18 protein-coding genes and 1 riboswitch are annotated in these 17,646 nt (G+C 47.2%); of the genes, 15 read left to right on the forward strand and 3 right to left on the reverse strand.

What is annotated here, in order from left to right:
- Positions 1 to 68 precede the first annotated feature (68 nt).
- A complete protein-coding gene (locus tag B067_RS19480) occupies positions 69 to 1,913 on the reverse strand; it encodes a TonB-dependent receptor domain-containing protein (RefSeq protein ID WP_019528455.1) in 1,845 nt (614 codons plus the stop codon).
- A gap of 131 nt (positions 1,914 to 2,044) precedes the next feature.
- A riboswitch (cobalamin riboswitch) is annotated at positions 2,045 to 2,199 on the reverse strand.
- A 109-nt stretch (positions 2,200 to 2,308) separates the two neighbouring features.
- Between B067_RS19480 and B067_RS0102400 the strand changes: the two genes are divergently transcribed.
- From B067_RS0102400 to B067_RS0102410, 3 genes are all read left to right on the forward strand, one after another.
- Positions 2,309 to 2,644: a DMT family transporter gene (locus B067_RS0102400; RefSeq protein ID WP_019528456.1), complete on the forward strand. Its 336-nt coding sequence runs from the start codon at positions 2,309 to 2,311 to the stop codon at positions 2,642 to 2,644.
- A 195-nt stretch (positions 2,645 to 2,839) separates the two neighbouring features.
- Positions 2,840 to 5,764, forward strand: a complete 2,925-nt coding sequence (locus tag B067_RS0102405) for a class I adenylate cyclase (protein WP_019528457.1) — start codon at positions 2,840 to 2,842, stop codon at positions 5,762 to 5,764.
- Between the two features lie 32 nt (positions 5,765 to 5,796).
- Complete coding sequence (locus B067_RS0102410; RefSeq protein ID WP_019528458.1) at positions 5,797 to 6,723, forward strand: glutaminase; 927 nt, start codon at positions 5,797 to 5,799, stop codon at positions 6,721 to 6,723.
- A 126-nt stretch (positions 6,724 to 6,849) separates the two neighbouring features.
- On the opposite strand, the gene B067_RS0102415 is transcribed toward B067_RS0102410, so the two are convergent.
- Together B067_RS0102415 and B067_RS19485 are read right to left on the reverse strand one after the other, a co-directional pair.
- The gene (locus tag B067_RS0102415) at positions 6,850 to 7,353 is read right to left on the reverse strand and encodes a hypothetical protein (protein WP_019528459.1); all 504 of its coding nucleotides are present in this window, start codon (positions 7,351 to 7,353) and stop codon (positions 6,850 to 6,852) included.
- A 7-nt stretch (positions 7,354 to 7,360) separates the two neighbouring features.
- Entirely contained in the window at positions 7,361 to 8,365 is a 1,005-nt protein-coding gene (locus B067_RS19485) for a DUF3187 family protein (RefSeq protein WP_019528460.1), read from the reverse strand.
- Between the two features lie 123 nt (positions 8,366 to 8,488).
- Between B067_RS19485 and lptM the strand changes: the two genes are divergently transcribed.
- From lptM to B067_RS19505, 12 genes are all read left to right on the forward strand, one after another.
- Entirely contained in the window at positions 8,489 to 8,695 is a 207-nt protein-coding gene (gene lptM, locus B067_RS19490) for an LPS translocon maturation chaperone LptM (protein WP_019528461.1), read from the forward strand.
- 39 nt (positions 8,696 to 8,734) lie between these two features.
- Entirely contained in the window at positions 8,735 to 9,985 is a 1,251-nt protein-coding gene (gene lysA / locus B067_RS0102430; RefSeq protein ID WP_019528462.1) for a diaminopimelate decarboxylase, read from the forward strand.
- A gap of 114 nt (positions 9,986 to 10,099) precedes the next feature.
- Entirely contained in the window at positions 10,100 to 10,930 is an 831-nt protein-coding gene (gene dapF, locus B067_RS0102435; RefSeq protein WP_019528463.1) for a diaminopimelate epimerase, read from the forward strand.
- A gap of 101 nt (positions 10,931 to 11,031) precedes the next feature.
- The gene (locus B067_RS0102440; protein WP_019528464.1) at positions 11,032 to 11,721 is read left to right on the forward strand and encodes a DUF484 family protein; all 690 of its coding nucleotides are present in this window, start codon (positions 11,032 to 11,034) and stop codon (positions 11,719 to 11,721) included.
- 4 nt (positions 11,722 to 11,725) lie between these two features.
- A complete protein-coding gene (gene xerC, locus B067_RS0102445) occupies positions 11,726 to 12,637 on the forward strand; it encodes a tyrosine recombinase XerC (RefSeq protein WP_019528465.1) in 912 nt (303 codons plus the stop codon).
- Positions 12,638 to 12,716: 79 nt separating this feature from the next.
- On the forward strand, positions 12,717 to 13,427 hold the full coding sequence (locus B067_RS19495; protein WP_019528466.1) for an HAD family hydrolase: 711 nt from the start codon (positions 12,717 to 12,719) through the stop codon (positions 13,425 to 13,427).
- Positions 13,428 to 13,571: 144 nt separating this feature from the next.
- The gene (locus B067_RS0102455) at positions 13,572 to 13,784 is read left to right on the forward strand and encodes a hypothetical protein (RefSeq protein WP_019528467.1); all 213 of its coding nucleotides are present in this window, start codon (positions 13,572 to 13,574) and stop codon (positions 13,782 to 13,784) included.
- 302 nt (positions 13,785 to 14,086) lie between these two features.
- A complete protein-coding gene (locus B067_RS0102465) occupies positions 14,087 to 14,398 on the forward strand; it encodes a hypothetical protein (RefSeq protein ID WP_019528469.1) in 312 nt (103 codons plus the stop codon).
- A 318-nt stretch (positions 14,399 to 14,716) separates the two neighbouring features.
- Complete coding sequence (locus tag B067_RS21755) at positions 14,717 to 14,905, forward strand: hypothetical protein (RefSeq protein ID WP_156820727.1); 189 nt, start codon at positions 14,717 to 14,719, stop codon at positions 14,903 to 14,905.
- A 199-nt stretch (positions 14,906 to 15,104) separates the two neighbouring features.
- A complete protein-coding gene (locus B067_RS19500) occupies positions 15,105 to 16,250 on the forward strand; it encodes an aminomethyl transferase family protein (RefSeq protein ID WP_019528471.1) in 1,146 nt (381 codons plus the stop codon).
- Positions 16,251 to 16,446: 196 nt separating this feature from the next.
- Positions 16,447 to 16,629 (forward strand): DUF1272 domain-containing protein, encoded by a 183-nt coding sequence (locus B067_RS22305; protein WP_420806517.1) that lies wholly within the window; start codon positions 16,447 to 16,449, stop codon positions 16,627 to 16,629.
- A 144-nt stretch (positions 16,630 to 16,773) separates the two neighbouring features.
- On the forward strand, positions 16,774 to 17,631 hold the full coding sequence (locus B067_RS19505; RefSeq protein WP_019528472.1) for a LuxR C-terminal-related transcriptional regulator: 858 nt from the start codon (positions 16,774 to 16,776) through the stop codon (positions 17,629 to 17,631).
- Positions 17,632 to 17,646: the final 15 nt, after the last annotated feature.

Genomic DNA, 17,646 nt, shown 5'->3' on the forward strand with positions numbered 1-17,646 from the left:
TCAGGGCCTTATTCGGCCCTGACTTTATCTGGCTATACCTTACTATGAGGCTCTATTTGGGTTACCCCCTATATAGCAGGCGTATAAACCACAGAAAATAACAACTCTAGGCCGGGTGTTCTATAGTCACCTAAACGACCTACAGCGGTTACATATTCTTTTTCAAACAGGTTATCGACTTTCAGCTGTAGTTTCCATTCTTGATCTAGCCTATAAGCACCGCGTAAAGCCACAGTACCATAGCCATTGAGCTTGGTGCTGTTGTCGGCTTCATTATAGCGGCTGCTTGCGCCGTAAATGCTTGCACCCACAGACCACTGGTCAAAGCTGCGATCGATATCTATGTTAATGGCCTGCTCGGGTTTGCGCGCCAAGTCATTGCCGGTAGTATCATCTTGGGTATCGAGTAAGGTCAGCGAGGTATTCACATCCCAGCCCAGAATTTCTTTTTCAAAAGAAGCATCGATACCTTTAATGGTTGCTGTGGCGATTTGATCATTAGCAAAAATAGCGGCGTTATATTGAATTAAGTTTTTCACATTATTCTTATACGCACTCACTGCCCAGCTGTAATCATTTCCAAAACCTTTAAACGCTAGCTCATAGGTGTCACTTTCTTCAGGAACCGTATTAGGGTTGCCAAAGAAGGGATAATAAAGATCATTAAAGGTCGGCGCCTTAAACGCTTCACCATAGCTGGCTACCACTTTTAAATTGGCACGTATATCGTAACCCACCGAGGCGTTATAAGTATCGTAACTACCGAACTGCTCGTTATCGTCATTTCTGGCACCTAGGTTTGCAGAAACAGCACCCTGCACAAATTGCACTTGCGCAAAACCGGCATGGTTATCACGCTCATCTTCGCTGTATGCGGTTGAGCCTGAAACTTCTTCATTTAAGTAATCGTAGCCCAAGGTTAATAACACATTGTCGTGAACACGAATGTCATTTTGCCAAGACAGATCGGTTTTTTCGGTATTAAATACGCCGCCGCTAAAAGACTGGTCGTCAAATAAGGTTTCGGTTTCATCTTTAGATGAACCTATGCTCAATGACGTAGAGACGGTATCGAGTAACTGCCAAGCGGCATTAACATTCAGCGCTTCCGTTTTACTATCGGTATAAGGTGCGCAAGTATAACCGTAGCAACTTCTATCATACTCAGACTCAGCTTCGTTAAGCTGATAGCTCAAACCCAGAGTAACGCCCTGTATGGGGTTGTAGCTGCCATTAAAACCTATAGCGCGCTGCCTATAGGCATCGTCGTCATCACTGGGTGCGGTTTTATCATCAGTGAAATCATAGCCGCCGGTGTAGACATAGGAGGCGGTTAAGCTGGCTTGATAGTTTTCACCTTTATGGCCCACGTTTACCGAAGCATCTCTAGTGTCGTGATTACCCACACCGGCCTTAACGATTAAAGGCCGATTGGCATTACCTTTACGGGTAATAATATTGACCACCCCGCCTAAGGCATCAGAGCCATATAAACTGGATTTTGGCCCGCGCACAATTTCTATGCGCTCTATCATCTCTGGGTCTAGATATTCAACAGCCGTACTACCTAATGTAGCGCTGCCTACGCGTATACCATCGACTAAAAACAGGGTGTGGTCTGATTGATTGCCTCTTAGGCTCACGCTAGTTTGCGCGCCACGACCACCGTTATTGACAATACTTAAGCCCGGCGCTTTAGCTAATAACTCTGCCACGCTTTTGGCTTGGTATTTTTCTATATCTTCACGGCTAAATACCGTGACTGATGCTAAGGTTTCCGCATAGCTTTGCTGGGTGCGGGTAGCAGTTACTAGGGTTTGTTCGGCTTTGTCATTGCTATTGCCGTTTTGGTCTGCCGCAATAACTGCGCCAGAGGCAAGGGCTGAAATAGCCAAAGATAATAATGTTTTCATGGTGTCCCCAATCTAAATCCATAAGCAGCTTAGGCTTATAGTGATAAGTAAAGTGATTGAGGGAGGGTAAGAGTGAAGTGCTAGAGCAACTGATGCTATAAGAATTCACTGATAAAGCCCTCCGCTTCATCGAGTTAATACAGTTGTTGGCAGGTATCGGGCTTTGCATGCGAACATGCTTTACCGTTGCGGGGGCAGCGATGGAATTATTGCCAAAGGCAATGCACCATCTTCCCATTTAACTAGCTTTAAACATCAAAGCCAGACCAAAAACTGTGCGGGATCCTACACGCATAGGCCTTAATGGGCAAGTTATACTGCGTTTCCCCACGGGGATTGAATTCGCTACAGCCAAGCCTTACGATAGCGAATCATAAACTATGCAGACTATTCCGATGAATCACTGGTTCTTTCTATCACTAGCCATTATTGCCGAAGTTATCGCCACCTCGGCGCTAAAACATAGCGAAGGTTTTACTAAATTGTGGCCCACTCTTATCACCGCGGTAGGCTATACGATAGCGTTTTACTTATTATCCTTAACACTGCGCACCCTGCCTATGGGCATAGCTTATGCGGTATGGTCGGGGGCAGGCATAGTGCTAATTTCATTAGTAGGCTGGCTGGCATTTAAGCAAAGTCTTGATACGGCCGCTATCATAGGGATGTGCTTTATTGTTTTAGGCGTGGCTATTATCAACACCTACTCTAATAGCATGAGTCACGGCTAAACAGCGCGGTTTACTGCTTATCTTTTCTGGTAATTACATCCCCAGCAAACCGTAAACACCTAGCTTTAGCCCATATTTTTATCGCAATTAGTAGAAGATTTTTTATTCATACCTTCTATAATGACTAACAATCATAGCCGCAGCTATTACCGCCCATAATAATTAAACTCTCCAGCTCAGCTACAATGGGTCAACATGTCGACACATAATCCCGCAAGCAGCGATAGTGGCCAGGCCACTATCGATTACGGTATAGATAGAAAGCAGCTAAAAAACGTTAAGGAGCGTTTTTTACAGGTTAATAGTGTGCGCCTAGAACGCACCCAAAACGCGCTGGGCGACAGGCAGCAGGTTTTTTTACAGCTGCTGCCGCTATTATTCCACGTTAACCACCCTATACTGCCCGGCTATGTTACTCACCAAACCCCCTTTGGGGTGAGCAACTACACGCCCAATAAAGAGCAGCGGCTAGCTGCCACCAAACTAGCCCGCAGCTTTACCTATCGCTTTCAGCCGCCTATAGGGCAGCAAATTAACGCCCTGTTTTTAATGGGTTCCTGTGGCACGGTAGCCCAATCCGATCGTTCCGATATTGATATCTGGGTGTGCCATAGCAATGACATAGATCAGCAAGGCCTGCTACAACTGCGGCAAAAATGCGACAAAATTAGCGCATGGGCCATGAGCATAGGGGTAGAAGCTCACTGTTTTTTGATGGATAGCGAAAAATTTAAACAGGGCGAACGCGAAAACCTTTCCGGTGAAGACTGCGGCAGCAGCCAACATTATTTATTATTGGATGAATTTTACCGCACCGGTTTATTGCTGGCTGGCCGCATACCTATTTGGTGGCTATGCCCCCCCGAACAAGAGCCGCGCTACGACGACTATGTTAATACGCTAATCACTAAGCGCTTTATACCTAGCGATGATGTGTTGGATTTTGGCAACGTCGGCCAAATTCCAGCCGGTGAATTTGTCGGTGCAGGCATATGGCAATTATATAAAGGCATAGACTCGCCCTATAAATCCACCCTTAAAATATTACTGTCCGAAGTCTACGCCGACCAATACCCCAACATAGAGCCCTTAAGCTCCGGCTTTAAACGCGCCATCTATAACAACCTGCTCGACATCGATGAGCTAGACCCTTACGTTATGGTGTTTAGAAAACTGGAGCAGTACCTGCTGGCCCGCAACGAAAAACAACGCTTAGAGCTAATACGCCGCTGTTTTTATTTTAAAGTAGGCAAGGCCTTAAGCCGGCCGCAAACCCAAAGCGTTAAATCTTGGCAAAGACAATTACTGGAAAAACTCACCGGTGAGTGGCAGTGGCCACGTGAGTATATACACACGCTAGACGCCAAAGATAAATGGAAGGTGGCGCGCGTTATGGACGAGCAAAAAGACATAGTGCGCGAGCTCACCAACAGCTACCGTTTTTTATTAGACTTTGCTCGCCGCACCAAGGCTACCGCCCTAATCAACTCCTCAGACATGACTCTATTAGGGCGTAAACTATACGCGGCCTTTGAGCGTAAAGCGGGCAAAGTAGAATGGATAAACCCAGGAATATCCAACAGCTTGGCCGAAGACTACCTCAACTTTTACTATGTAGAAAACAGCAATCACAGTTACTGGGGGGTAAGCACCGAAATACTGTCGAGTAAAGATACTGAGCAACACGAACCACTTAAACGCGGCGACCATTTAATCGCACTACTGGCCTGGTGCCATTTTAACGGTTTGCTGAGCAGCCACACCCGCTGCAATATTATAGGCGGGCCACATGCCGTTAATGAATTTGAACTGCTCAACCTGATACGGGCCCTACAAAAATCACTGCCCATCGCCAGCCAATACACCGACCATGCCGCCGAAGCTAACACACAGTTTTCACGGCCTATGCGCCCCAGCCAGCTGCAATTATTTATCAATATAGGCACCGATCCGCTATCTCATATACGCAGCCAGGGCATAGAACGGCTTAGCGACCAAACCGACAGCCTAAGCTACAGCGGTATGCGTGAAAACTTGGTACTCAACATAGAGCAAGTGTTAGTTAACAGCTGGGGCGAATTAATTACCCAACGTTACGATGGCGAAAGCGCCTTACTGCGCTGCCTGCGCGACTACTTACAAATGATTCCACCGGGTGCAGGTAAAGCGCTGCCTCACATAGAAATTCATTGCTATTGCGCCAGCCGCGCCAGCGCCATTAGCAACCGGGTTGAAGAATTATTTAATGATATTGCCAGCTGTTACTACCGCGACAATAAACCTGCCAGCAGCCGCTACATCCTTAACATGCAGCACGACTACTACATCTTGCAGTTTAATAATCAACAACCCAGCATAGAAAATATGGGTGAATATAACGATATGCAAGATTATATAGGCGGCAACCAAACCCATTTCAGCCCCTTGGTTTTTGATCGCCATTGCCAAAGTAATAATCCTGTGGCGGCGCTAAGCCCTTATATGCAGGCCGACAACATCCAAGTGTTTTATTTATGCCAACAACAAAAATCCGACATTTATATTGTTGATGAAAAAGGCGCCGTCAGCCACTTCAACACCCCCTGCTTAGACAAAAAGAATTTCTTAACGCCATTGGATATGTTTTTACAATCCACCCGCTTTCGTCAAAACAATGAAACCATAGACATTGAAATAATCGATACTGAAACTATCGACAGCCAAAGCGACCTTAGCTCTGTCGCACAAGACAACATAAAAGATGTGGATTACTACGAGATTATTAGCAAAAAAACCAGCTACACTATCGTGCGCAATAACCCCATCAACCACGAAGGCTGCCCCAATTTTTTTAATGTGCAAGCCATAGCCAAGCGCAACGATAACGGTATGTTACTGTTTACTATTTACTGCGACCAAAAAGAATTTAGCGAGCAGGAATACGGCGGCGAACTCTATAACACCGTTGCCAAGCACATACTGCAACGCCGGCAATCCAAGCAACGCTACCCCTGTTACATTACCGACCTAGATTTAAGCCTAAGCAACGAAAATATAGGTTTAAGCACCCCCACCAATCGTTATTTATTTTATAAAAAACGATTGGAGCAGGCACTCAATACTGCATTGTTAAATATTTAATTAACTAGGAAGAGCCAAGGCTTGCCACCCCAATGACCAACACCCCAGATTACCAACAGGTATTTCAAGAAGTAGCCGCCCATTTAAAAAATGTAGACGACTGCGGTAAGGTTGCCTCATATATCCCCGAACTCAGCAAGATAGACCCCAATAAATTAGGCATACACCTTACTACCACCAAGCAAGAGCACTATGCCTTTGGTGACTACGATGAAACTTTTTCTATACAAAGCATAGCCAAAGTATTCTCCCTGACCTTAGCCTTAAAAATTGTAGGCAAAGACATGTGGAACAGAGTAGGCGTGGAGCCTTCGGGCTCGCCGTTTAACTCCTTGGTGCAGTTAGAGTACGAAAAAGGTATACCTCGCAACCCCTTTATCAATGCCGGTGCGATTGTGGTGTGCGATATTTTGGTAAGCCACCTGCACAATCCCAAACACGATCTATTGGAATTTATCCGTAGCAGCTCGGGCCTTGCCCATATTAACTACTCCCCCAAATTGGTTGAGTCGGAAAAAAATACCGGTTACAGAAATTATGCCGTTGCTAATTTTATGAAAGATTTTGGCAATATACACAATGACGTAGAGACCGTATTGGATTTATATTTTCACCTGTGCTCCATTGAAATGAGCTGTAAAGACCTGACCCAGGCTTTCTTATTTCTCGCCGCCGGTGGTGTAAACCCTATCACCAATAACACAATTATCAGCAGGGAAAGAACCAAGCGTATCAATTCTATTATGCTGATGTGCGGTTTTTATGACGAAGCCGGTGAGTTTGCCTTTAAAACTGGCTTGCCCGGCAAGAGTGGCGTAGGGGGCGGTATCGTTGCGGTACACCCCGGTGAATTCTGTATTGCGGTTTGGAGCCCCAAGCTCAACAGCCGCGGCAACTCTTATATGGGCATGCGACTACTTGAGGCCATTACCACCAAAACCAAGTCGTCTATATTTTAGACGATAAGCGATAAGCGATAAGCGATAAGCGATAAGCGATAAGCGATAAAATTCTGTCTACAGCTAACCTACTGTCAACTACTTTTACTTTTTTTAGCGACTAAAAACTAGCGACTGGCGACTTCCCTACAATTCTTCCAATGTTTTATTACGCGCCTCTAACTGCGCTCGCACTTTTTTGGCCTCATCCACCATCTCTGGCATTTTGCTCACATCAGGCGTGCCATCGGGGTTGAGTAAATTGCTACCAGCACTTGCCGCCTCGGCAACCTCCACTATAGTCGGCGCTACCATGCTATTAACAGTGCTAGGCATATCTTGGGCCTGCAGTTGCGACAAGGCATAGTTAGGTATCTGATTATAATTATCGGTAAATTGCCAATTGCCCTCTTTATCCTGCCATTTATACAGCTGTTTTTTAGTGCTCTGAAAAACTGGCCTGCCGCCTGCTATTTCGCTGGTGGTGTTGGCGACCTTGCTAACACTTTCGGTAATTTTATCTAGGGTTTTTTCATCGGGCAACCAATCACGGGGTGACATAATCGGCTTGCCGTTTTGGCCGGGCATAATCATAGGCACGATAAAGCCCAGTACAATTAGAGGTAAAAAAATGCGTATGTACTTCCACATGGCTTAGTTACCTCCACTCACCCATTCTTAATGCAAACATAAACACCACATCAGGTGCAGTTTCTACCGCGATATCTTCGCTAATCGAAAAATCCAACACTAATTTCTCAGTCACTTTAATACTGGCGCCCAGCAATAACTGCACCGAGTCATCGCCTATTTGTTTCAAGGCACTATTATAAAAGGCGCTGTGAAAATCCAATTGGGTTTTAAACGACAGGCTCTCGCTATAAGCCCAGCTTAAGGTAGTAGAGCCAAACCATACTTGATCCTCTTGCTGTTGCGCCAGTACTTCGCCATCGCCCAAATTTAGCAGGCCACCGCTGAGGTGAAAGTTAATACCGTAATCGTCTTTTAATGTGCGGTCCGTTAGGTGCAGGCTTATATAACTATCGGCCGCATCGGAACCGCGCAGCCTGTCGACACTGCCCGTGGAAAATTTATAACCGGCGCGCAGGGCCCAACTACGTTGGGCGTTTTTTGCTATTTGATAAGCCGCGGCCAGCGTCACATCGCCTAAGCCCTGGCCATTGTCCTGCATATCCAACAGCACTTGCTCGCCATTTTGGTAGGCGTAGCGCAGTTGATCTTGGGGGTAATTCACTCTATCGCCATCGGGCAACCCAAAGGCATCGTGCCAGTCCTCTATGAAGCCATCCAGAGCACCGCCTTGATGGCTAATCACCGGCAAGCTTAAACCCAACTCCCAACCCTGCGCTAGGCCATACTTCCAATTAAGCGTTGAGCGGTAAGTTTCGCCATCTAAAGTAATCGCCTCATCACCGCGGCTTTCAACGACAAAGGTATTGCTGTTCTCGGCGCTTAACGCCCCCTGCCAGTAACCGCTGCGAGTCAGCTTGGCGCTTTGGGCGTCGGGCAGGCCATGTATTTGCACCAAGGGGTTGCGATTGGCGCTGAGAAAGGGCTGATCCAAGCTAGCCCCATAGCTTGTGCCACTCACGGCTATGGTCGATGCCATCGCCAAGGTTTTTACCACTTTATCAATCTGCACCCCGTACTCCTTTATCTGTATTTATCGTTCGTTGCTATGGTTAACTCTAGCAAAGCTTAGATCAAGCCTTTGCTACCGTGCTGGGCAACGGTATAATCGCGGCTCATTTGCCTGGATTTTATTATGCGCCTGCCTGCACCTTTCATATTGATTAGCTTATTACTGCTATTAGCTGGCTGCGGCCAAAAAGGGCCTTTATTTCTGCCCACCGATGAAATGCCGGAGCAAAGCAATCAGGCAGACATCCAACCAGGCAATCAGTCAGCTAATCAATCAGGGGATCAACAGCCTGATGCGCCAGTAGCGGCTAGCGACGCCAACGCTAACTAATCCCTTTTTTTATTTCTACCCTTTTATAGGTTTCATCTTATGGACGCTTTTCTATATCAAGACAATGAGTTATTTGCTGAGCAAGTGGCCCTCACGCAAATAGCTGAAACCTATGGCACCCCCACGTATGTGTATTCACGTCGCCATCTTGAAGAGCGCTTTTTATCTTATCAAAACGCACTACAAGGCCGCGAGCACTTAATTTGCTACGCTGTTAAAGCCAACTCCAATATCGCGGTGTTAAATGTGCTGGCGCGCTTGGGTTCGGGTTTTGACATCGTCTCTATAGGCGAGCTAGAGCGGGTATTAGCCGCCGGTGGTGAGGCTAGCAAAATCGTCTATTCCGGTGTGGCTAAAACCCAAGCCGATATCGCCCACGCCCTTAAGGCCGGTATACACTGCTTTAATGTAGAGTCAGAAGACGAGTTAGAAGCCATTAACCAAGTGGCCGCCCAGCTCAATATGCCCGCACGCGTGTCGCTGCGCCTCAACCCCAATGTGGATGCCAAAACCCATCCCTATATTTCTACCGGCTTAAAAGATAACAAATTCGGTATCGATATCGCCCGCGCGCCTAAAGTGTACCAACACGCCAACAGCCTTAGCCATATAGAGGTGATAGGTGTGGATTGCCACATAGGCTCGCAGCTCACCGACATCAGCCCCTTTTTAGATGCCCTAGACATACTACTGGCCTTAATCGACCAGCTAGCCGAGCAAGGCATTACTATTAAGCACCTAGATTTAGGCGGCGGCTTAGGGGTGCGTTACCACGATGAAACACCACCAGAGCCAGCCGAATACGTAGCGGCCGTGCTAGACCGCCTAGGCGACAGGAAACTTACCCTAGCCTTTGAGCCCGGCCGCTCTATTGCCGCCAATGCCGGTGTGTTGCTAACCAAGGTGGAGTACCTCAAGTGCAACCCGCATAAAAACTTTGCCATTATCGATGCCGCCATGAACGACATGATACGCCCAGCCCTGTACCAAGCGTGGATGAACATACTCCCCGTTACGCCCAGAGCCGAGGGCCAGTCGCGAAGCTACGATATTGTTGGCCCGGTATGCGAAACTGGCGATTTTTTAGGTAAAGACCGCGAACTAATATTAGAACAGGGCGACTTATTAGCTGTCGCTGGCGCTGGCGCCTATGGCTTTACCATGAGTTCCAATTACAATAGCCGAGGCCGCGCCGCAGAAATCATGGTCGATGGCGACAACTGCCATGTGATACGCGCCCGCGAAACCATCGCCGACCTGATGCTAGGTGAAGCCGTACTGCCCGGCTAGTCCATATCGGCAGGCATCACAGATTAACCACGCGCCCCCATAGACAAGCAACGGGCGGGCGCCCTAATGAGTCGTTGGGCAGGCTAAAGCCGCCACGCCGCTCTGGATACAGCCATGCTGTTACGCTTTACCAAAATGCACGGCCTAGGTAACGACTTCGTGGTGATAGACCTCATCACCCAACGTTACCGCCTGCGTCAAAAAGACCTACTACACATAGCCGACCGCCACTTTGGCATAGGCTGCGATCAAATCTTAGTGGTAGAGCCGCCCCGCAATCCCGAAGTAGACTTTTGCTACCGCATCTACAACTGCGATGGCAGCGAAGTAGAGCAATGCGGCAATGGCGCGCGCTGCTTTGCCCAATTTGTGCTGGATAAAAAACTCACCGGCAAAAGCAAAATCAAAGTAGAAACTAGCAGCGGCGTGATAGAGCTGGCGGTTACCGCCGACCAACAAGTGCGCGTTAACATGGGCAAGCCTATATTAAACCCTAGCGACATCCCCTTTACTGCCGACAGCCAGGCCGCCAGCTACACCCTAGAGCAGGCCGGGCAAAACTACAGCCTGGGCGCCGTTTCTATGGGCAACCCCCACGGCGTATTAGTCGTCGATAACGTAGACAGCGCCCCGGTTGCGCAACTAGGGCCACAGCTAGAGGCACACCCACGCTTTCCGCAAAAAGCCAACATAGGCTTTATGCAGGTGGTGGACCGTCGCCATATAAAACTGCGGGTGTTTGAGCGCGGCGTAGGTGAAACCCTAGCCTGCGGCACCGGCGCTTGCGCTGCGGTAGTCGCTGGCCAAGAACAAGGCCTACTAGACCAAAGCGTTACCGTACAGCTACCCGGCGGCCAATTACTGATAGAGTGGCGCGGCCCGGGCCATCCCGTTATGATGACGGGGCCTGCCACCACAGTATTTGAAGGGACGATTCAACTATAAGTCAGTCAATTATAAATAGCCCCGCTATAAATCAGTCAGCTATAGCTAGGTCATTAATAAACCGGCAGCAATAACCTCATCACCCATAACAGGAACTTTGCGTGAGTAAGCATAATAACGATATTGAAGTCACTGAAGAGCAAGTGGCGCTATACCTAAAAAACCACCCCGGCTTTTTTCTAAAACGTGACGACTTGCTGTGCGAAATTGAGCTAACGCACTCCAGCGGTGAAGCCGTATCGCTGCTAGAGCGGCAAGTAAGCCTGTTGCGCGAGCGCAATATGGATATACGCAGCCGCCTTAACAGCCTGCTAGACAATGCCCGCAACAACGACCGCCTGTTTGAAAAAACCAAAGCCATAGTGCTAGCCCTGCTAGAAGCCAAAAGCCTAGACAGCATTGTTAACACCCTTACCCGCGGCTTAAAAAACGAATTCGCCATGGACTATGCCAGCCTGATTTTGTTTGCCGACCCGCAAACCCATCGCAACAGTGCCTCACGCATAGTGCCCTTGGATGACGCCTTTCACGCCATACCCGGCCTACTAAAAAGCAACAAGGCCACCTGCGGCGTATTGCGCCCCGAAGAGCTGGCGTTTTTATTCCCCAACCAACATAGAGACGTAGGCTCCGCCGCTGTTGTGCCGTTAAGCTTTGGCCACCCGCTGGGCGTCATTGCCATAGGCAGCAAAGACTCGCACTATTTTCGCTCCAGCATGGGGACCTTGTTTTTAGGCTACATCGCCGAAGTGCTTAACCGCATACTGCCTCGCTACCTCAGCTTAAACTAAGCCCATGAGCCGCGAGGATTGGCAACAGCAAATCGATGAGTTCATCGATGAGCTAAACACCGTGCGCAGGCTCTCGCCCCACACCCTTAGCAGCTATCGCCGCGACTTAGAAAAATTCGCCCAGTACTGCAACAGCATCAACATAGCCCACGCCGAACTAGCCCTTAGCGCCCATGTGCGGCAGTGGGTAGCAGCGCAGTTTCGACAAGGGGCCAGCGGCCGCAGCCTGCAGCGCGGGCTATCATCACTGCGCAGCTTTTATAAATACCGCACTCGCAAAGGCAGCCAACACAACCCCGCACTGGGTATAGCCGCACCCAAGTCCGCCAAGAAACTGCCCAAAGCCCTAGACGCCGACAGCGTGGGGCAACTACTCAACATAGACACCGACAATTGGATAGGGCTGCGCGACTGCGCCATTTTAGAATTGTTTTACTCCTCGGGTTTGCGGCTATCCGAATTGGTGGGCATTAATATTCACGATATAGACTGGGGCGATGCCCTGCTCACCGTCACCGGTAAAGGTAATAAAAGCCGCAGCCTGCCCATAGGCCGTTACGCCATTAGCGCGCTGCAAGCTTGGCTGGCGGTGCGCGAACAAGTTACCCCCGCAGACAACGCGCTGTTTATAGGCAACAAAGGCCAACGCTTAGGCCAGCGCGCCATACAACTACGGTTAAAAAAACACAGCCTAGTGCAGGGCATGAACCAAAACGTCAACCCGCATATGCTGCGTCACTCCTTTGCCAGCCATATGCTGGAATCCAGCGGCGATCTACGCGCAGTGCAAGAACTGCTAGGCCACGCCAATATCTCCACCACCCAGGTGTATACGCATTTAGATTTTCAACACCTAGCCAAGGTGTATGACGCCGCCCACCCGCGTGCCAACCGCAGTAAAAAAAGCAGTAAATAGCTCTGCCAGTAACTCAATAAATACTTTTATTATCAACTCAACTAATAATTCAGCAACAGCAGCGACGGTAATCAATAATATGACCACCATTAAAACCATTACCTTCGATTTAGACGATACCCTCTGGCAGGTTAAGCCCATGCTCATTAAAGCCGAGCAACAAACCTACGCATGGCTATTGCAAAACGCCCCTAATATTGGCCAGCGCTTTGACCAACAAGCGCTCACGCAATGGCGTATGCAAGTGCATAACAACAGGCCAGAACTGGCCCACCAAATTAGCGAGTCACGCCGCATCGCCATAGCTGAAGCCTTAGTCGAAGTAGGCTACCCCGCCGCCGAAGCGAAAGACTTAGCCGAGCAAGCCTTTGCCGTATTTATTAAAGCCCGCCATCAGCTAGACATTTTTGCCGAGGCCGAGCCGCTACTGCAACAACTTAACAACCGCTATCAATTAGGCGTGCTCACCAACGGCAACGCCGATGTACGCAAGCTACCCATAGGCCGCTATTTTGATTTCGCCTACAGCGCCGAACAACTCAACGCCAGCAAACCCGCCCCCGATTTATTTCACGCAGCCCTACAACATAGCCAATGCCAACCCCATGAGTTAGTGCACATAGGCGACCACATAGAGCACGACGTGCAAGGCGCGCTAGATGCAGGCTGCCATGCGATTTGGTTGAACTGGGGGGAAGAGGCTTTGCCGCAAGGGCATAAGGCGCATGAGGTGAAGGGATTGGCTGAGGTGTTGGCGGCGGTGACTCGGATAGAGAGTGGTGAGAGGTAAGGCTGTTGTTAGAATGTAATTATTTCGGCTTTTATGTTGTTGAAATATAGAATGGCTGGTTGATACTGGTAGGGTTATTTAAAATACAATATATAGATCGGGTCCATTATTAAACTGTTAGGTTTCTAAACAAAGGAAAAAATAATGCCAGATGATCCATACGACCTAAAAAAATTATCTAAAAAGGAGCTTTACACATGGACAGCCGGATGGAAAATTACTACTGATAAGCATATTGCTGGGCAACAAGAAATTAGAAGAAGAAACGAAGCACCAATAAATCAACGAGCATGGGTTGCTATTGGTATAGCCTCGCTTTCTCTAATCGTTGCAATCATCGCATTGGTTAGTAAATAGCTGTGTGCAAAACACCTAACAAATCGTTCGTGTGGGATGCTCCGTCACCCCACAACTCAAACGCTATGTAGCCTCAGTCAAGGAATAAATAATGAACCTGTATTTCATCATGGCTACGGCATTACATACTAGGATTGTCGTAGAGAAGAATCGGGCACTATATTCCTTCTGGATTGGAAGGCTGGGACCGATGTATCTAGGAGCTTTTGGCCTACTCTTTATTGGCTATGCCTTGCAGCTAAAATTGTTAGCGCAGAATAACTATATAATAAACTGTTATGAAAACAAGGAAATATGGATCCATGAATAACATTTTACTTCTAACATTAATTTTTACTTTCTCGATTCCAGCATTAAGTAATGAGAAGAAAGATAGTTCAGAATTCGCAAGAGAATTGATGGTGATAGGGAAAATGAGTGGAGCTTGCGGAATATTTAAATTGCAAATTCAATTTCAGGAAAACACAGGATTGGATGGCGGTAGTAAGTTCGTAGAAAGGTTTTGGAGATCTGAAGCTGCCAAGCTTGGAATGTCGCTTGAAGAATACGCTACCCAATGCCATGACACATTAAAAAAATACACATCCTATTCAAAGGTATTTACTGCTGAGTAAAAACGCAATAAAAAGTAAAGCAAATGGCTAGCAATGAAAATCGTCCAATATTACTTATTGAACCTTATATACGTAACTTAAGAACAACGGGGCCAGAGACGAATGGCACTTGCTTAAGCCATATTTCTTCATTGTTTTGTCATACCGGCGAAAGCCGGTATCCGTATTTAACAGCTGGATTCCGGCTCGGAGACCGGAAGGGCCTGCCCCATGAGCAAATCGAGTGCTGTGGGTATGACTCACACTTTTTGCTTAAGTAAGTGCCATTCGGGTCAGAGACAATTAACTGATATGACCTACCATACCAAGGATAAACACATGAATACCTTAAAATACACCGTCATCTTTGCACTCGTCACCCTTATGACAGGCTGTAGTAAATCTGAAGAAGCAAAAGGCGTAATACCAGAGCATCAGATGCAAGCACTTGAATCTGCAAGAAACGTAGAACTAATGCTAAAGAACGCTGATGAAAAAAGAAGGCAAGAAATAGAAGATATTAAATAAAATACAGTTCACTCTCCCCATTTTGCTTCCATGAGTCCCAAAGCACCGCATGCAGCCTGCTCTAGATAGCAGCGACCATGCTTGTTTGGAAACACTCTTTTTATACCGCTGCTTAGCCTGACTATTTACTAATTGAGCTGCTAGAGTGGTAACTCTTTGATAGTTACACAGCTATCACCTGCCACTAAAAGGAAGTGTTATGCCAGCGCCATTAAAACTATCCCCATTCTATGATTTACATAACAACTATAGCGCCGAGGTAGAGTGGGATAACTGGGGAGGGTTTGCTACAGCGCTGAAGATAACAGATTTAGATCAAGAGCTAAAAGCCGTACGTAGTAATGCCGTTATGTTTGATATGACGCCGGTAGTTAAATATCGAATTAAAGGCCCTGATGCCCTAGCTTATATGAATAAAATGACTACAAGGCAAATGGATATTGCCGTAGGTAGGGTAACGTATACCTGCTGGTGTAATGAACAGGGTAAGGTGATTGATGACGGCACCGCTTTTCGTATAGCAGACGATGAATATATTTTAATGCCTGGCAGCAATAGACAAGCCTACTTTGAACAGTTGGCAGCCGGTATGGATTTGCAAGTTAGCGATATCACTCTAGAGCTGGCGGCCTTAACCGTGCAGGGCAAAAAATCTTTAACTATGATTCAAGCGCTAGGCGTGCAGGGTTTAGAAAAACTAAAACCTTTTCGCTTTGATGACTATGAATCGATAGCAGGCACCATACGCATATCGCGCACCGGATTTTTTGGCGATTTAGGTTATGAATTATGGTTAGACTATAGCCAGGCCGAGAACCTGTGGAATGGTTTAGTGCAAGCCGGCATTACCCCTTGTGGCCTAGACACTTTATGCAATGCACGCTTGGAAGCTGGTTTAATTATACCTGAGGGTGGTTTTGAATTTGAGCCTATAGATCCAATGGCCAATACCAGCCATGATTTTAATCGTAGCCCCTTTGAATTGGATTTAGGCTTTTTGATTGATTTCAAAAAACCTGACTTTATAGGGCGAACAGCTTTATTAGCAGAAAGTGAAAATGGTTTTATGTGGCATAACGTAGGCCTAGAAATTGAAGATATAATCCCTGCCGAACACGGCAGCAAGGTGATGTTGAATGGCATAGCAATAGGCTTTGTAACCTCAGGCCTGTATTCAGTAAGCCTAGAAAAAAATATTGCCTTGGCAACTATTAAAGCGACCTTATCTGAAATAGGTAGAGAACTAGAGGTAATGATAGATAATCAAATCGTCAACGCTACAATAGTTAACAAGCCCTTTGTTAACCCGGAGCGAAAATCACAAACGCCAGCGCCTGCATTGTAGGGCTTCATAAAAACACTCAGCGCTTGGTAAATAGCTAGTAAGCAGTAACAGGGTTAAGAGTTATATCTGAAATCCTCCGCTGCTATCTGTTATGGATAAAAGCTTAAATTAATGAACTTATAGCCAAGCCTTTAGCAGTCAAGTACGCAGGCATGCTTTACCTCGCGGCCTCAGATGAATCGAAAACGTTGGGGCAATAGACAATCAAGCCGTTTTCTGTGCTTTTGAATGCACATTCTGCCAAAATTGCTTGGTGAATATTTTAAACAATATACGCCCTAATTGTTTCGGCAATTTAGTTCAACGCCTTATTCAGTCGGCAGCCGAACTAAAAAATTATCCTGCATCGACCAAACGCGTACTTAAAAAGTACGCTTAACCAAGGCATAAGCAGCAATTGTGAATACATACAAAACCAACATTCCCCGCAATTAAAAATTCCACCCTCTGCGCTATAGTCCTATAATCACCATTACCCTAGCTCAACACGACTAACCACTCTACACCGCAGTGATAACAGCCCATGCAAGAATATGCCAACAGCCTAGCGCTATTAGGTCACGCTATAGACCAACAGGGCGGTGCGGATTTTTTTAGCGCTTTAAGCCAAAGTTTTGTAGCGTTACCGCACTGTGGTGGCCATGTGGTGATTTTGTATTATCCCGCCAACGCCAAGCCCCAATGCCTGTATAACGACTGTAAAACCGAAAACACTTACCAGTTAGAGGTACAGGCTTATATTGATAGCCCGTATATTTTTGATCCCTATTACCAAGCCCAGCTGGACGGCTTAGCCGATGGCGCCTACCGTCTGCGCGATATAGCCCCCGATAACTTTAAGAAAACGGAATATTATAAGCATTACTACCTGCCCTCGCTGTTAGCCGATGAGCTTTGTTATTTGGTCACGCTGGGGGAGCAGGAGTACATCCACTTTTCTATTACCCCCGCCGATACCAGCCACAAGTTTCCCAAAAGTGTGCTGCGTTACTTAGATAGCCTGCACACGGTGATACCGGCCTTAATTAAGCAGCACTGGCAGCTTAGCCACACACAAACAGCCCGCCCGGTTGGCGAGCACTACCTTAATAACACCCTGCAACATGCGCTTAAACATTTTGGCAGTTCGCTGTTATCACCCCGCGAGCAGCAAGTGTTGCAAATGCTATTGCGCGGCCACTCGGGTAAGTCGGCGGCGCAGCGGCTGGGCATATCTAGTGAGACGGTAAAACTACACCGTAAGAATATGTATCAAAAATTGGATGTAAGTACGCTATCGGAATTGTTTTATTTGTTTATCGATTCGCTGTCGCTAGCCAACACCAATAGCCCTAGTGATCCCTTAATAAAATATATGGGGAAACAAGTCGCTAGTACCTAGTTGATAGTCTCTAGA

Source organism: Dasania marina DSM 21967 (genome assembly GCF_000373485.1).
GTDB classification, from domain to species: Bacteria; Pseudomonadota; Gammaproteobacteria; order Pseudomonadales; family Dasaniaceae; genus Dasania; species Dasania marina.

Bases quoted from the DNA above. Each gene is read 5' to 3' on its own strand.
- B067_RS19480 (WP_019528455.1), bottom strand. From the start codon at position 1,913: ATGAAAACATTATTATCTTTGGCTATTTCAGCCCTTGCCTCTGGCGCA.
- B067_RS0102400 (WP_019528456.1), top strand. From the start codon at position 2,309: ATGAATCACTGGTTCTTTCTATCACTAGCCATTATTGCCGAAGTTATC.
- B067_RS0102405 (WP_019528457.1), top strand. From the start codon at position 2,840: ATGTCGACACATAATCCCGCAAGCAGCGATAGTGGCCAGGCCACTATC.
- B067_RS0102410 (WP_019528458.1), top strand. From the start codon at position 5,797: ATGACCAACACCCCAGATTACCAACAGGTATTTCAAGAAGTAGCCGCC.
- B067_RS0102415 (WP_019528459.1), bottom strand. From the start codon at position 7,353: ATGTGGAAGTACATACGCATTTTTTTACCTCTAATTGTACTGGGCTTT.
- lptM (WP_019528461.1), top strand. From the start codon at position 8,489: ATGCGCCTGCCTGCACCTTTCATATTGATTAGCTTATTACTGCTATTA.
- lysA (WP_019528462.1), top strand. From the start codon at position 8,735: ATGGACGCTTTTCTATATCAAGACAATGAGTTATTTGCTGAGCAAGTG.
- dapF (WP_019528463.1), top strand. From the start codon at position 10,100: ATGCTGTTACGCTTTACCAAAATGCACGGCCTAGGTAACGACTTCGTG.
- xerC (WP_019528465.1), top strand. From the start codon at position 11,726: ATGAGCCGCGAGGATTGGCAACAGCAAATCGATGAGTTCATCGATGAG.
- B067_RS19495 (WP_019528466.1), top strand. From the start codon at position 12,717: ATGACCACCATTAAAACCATTACCTTCGATTTAGACGATACCCTCTGG.
- B067_RS0102455 (WP_019528467.1), top strand. From the start codon at position 13,572: ATGCCAGATGATCCATACGACCTAAAAAAATTATCTAAAAAGGAGCTT.
- B067_RS0102465 (WP_019528469.1), top strand. From the start codon at position 14,087: ATGAATAACATTTTACTTCTAACATTAATTTTTACTTTCTCGATTCCA.
- B067_RS21755 (WP_156820727.1), top strand. From the start codon at position 14,717: ATGAATACCTTAAAATACACCGTCATCTTTGCACTCGTCACCCTTATG.
- B067_RS19500 (WP_019528471.1), top strand. From the start codon at position 15,105: ATGCCAGCGCCATTAAAACTATCCCCATTCTATGATTTACATAACAAC.
- B067_RS19505 (WP_019528472.1), top strand. From the start codon at position 16,774: ATGCAAGAATATGCCAACAGCCTAGCGCTATTAGGTCACGCTATAGAC.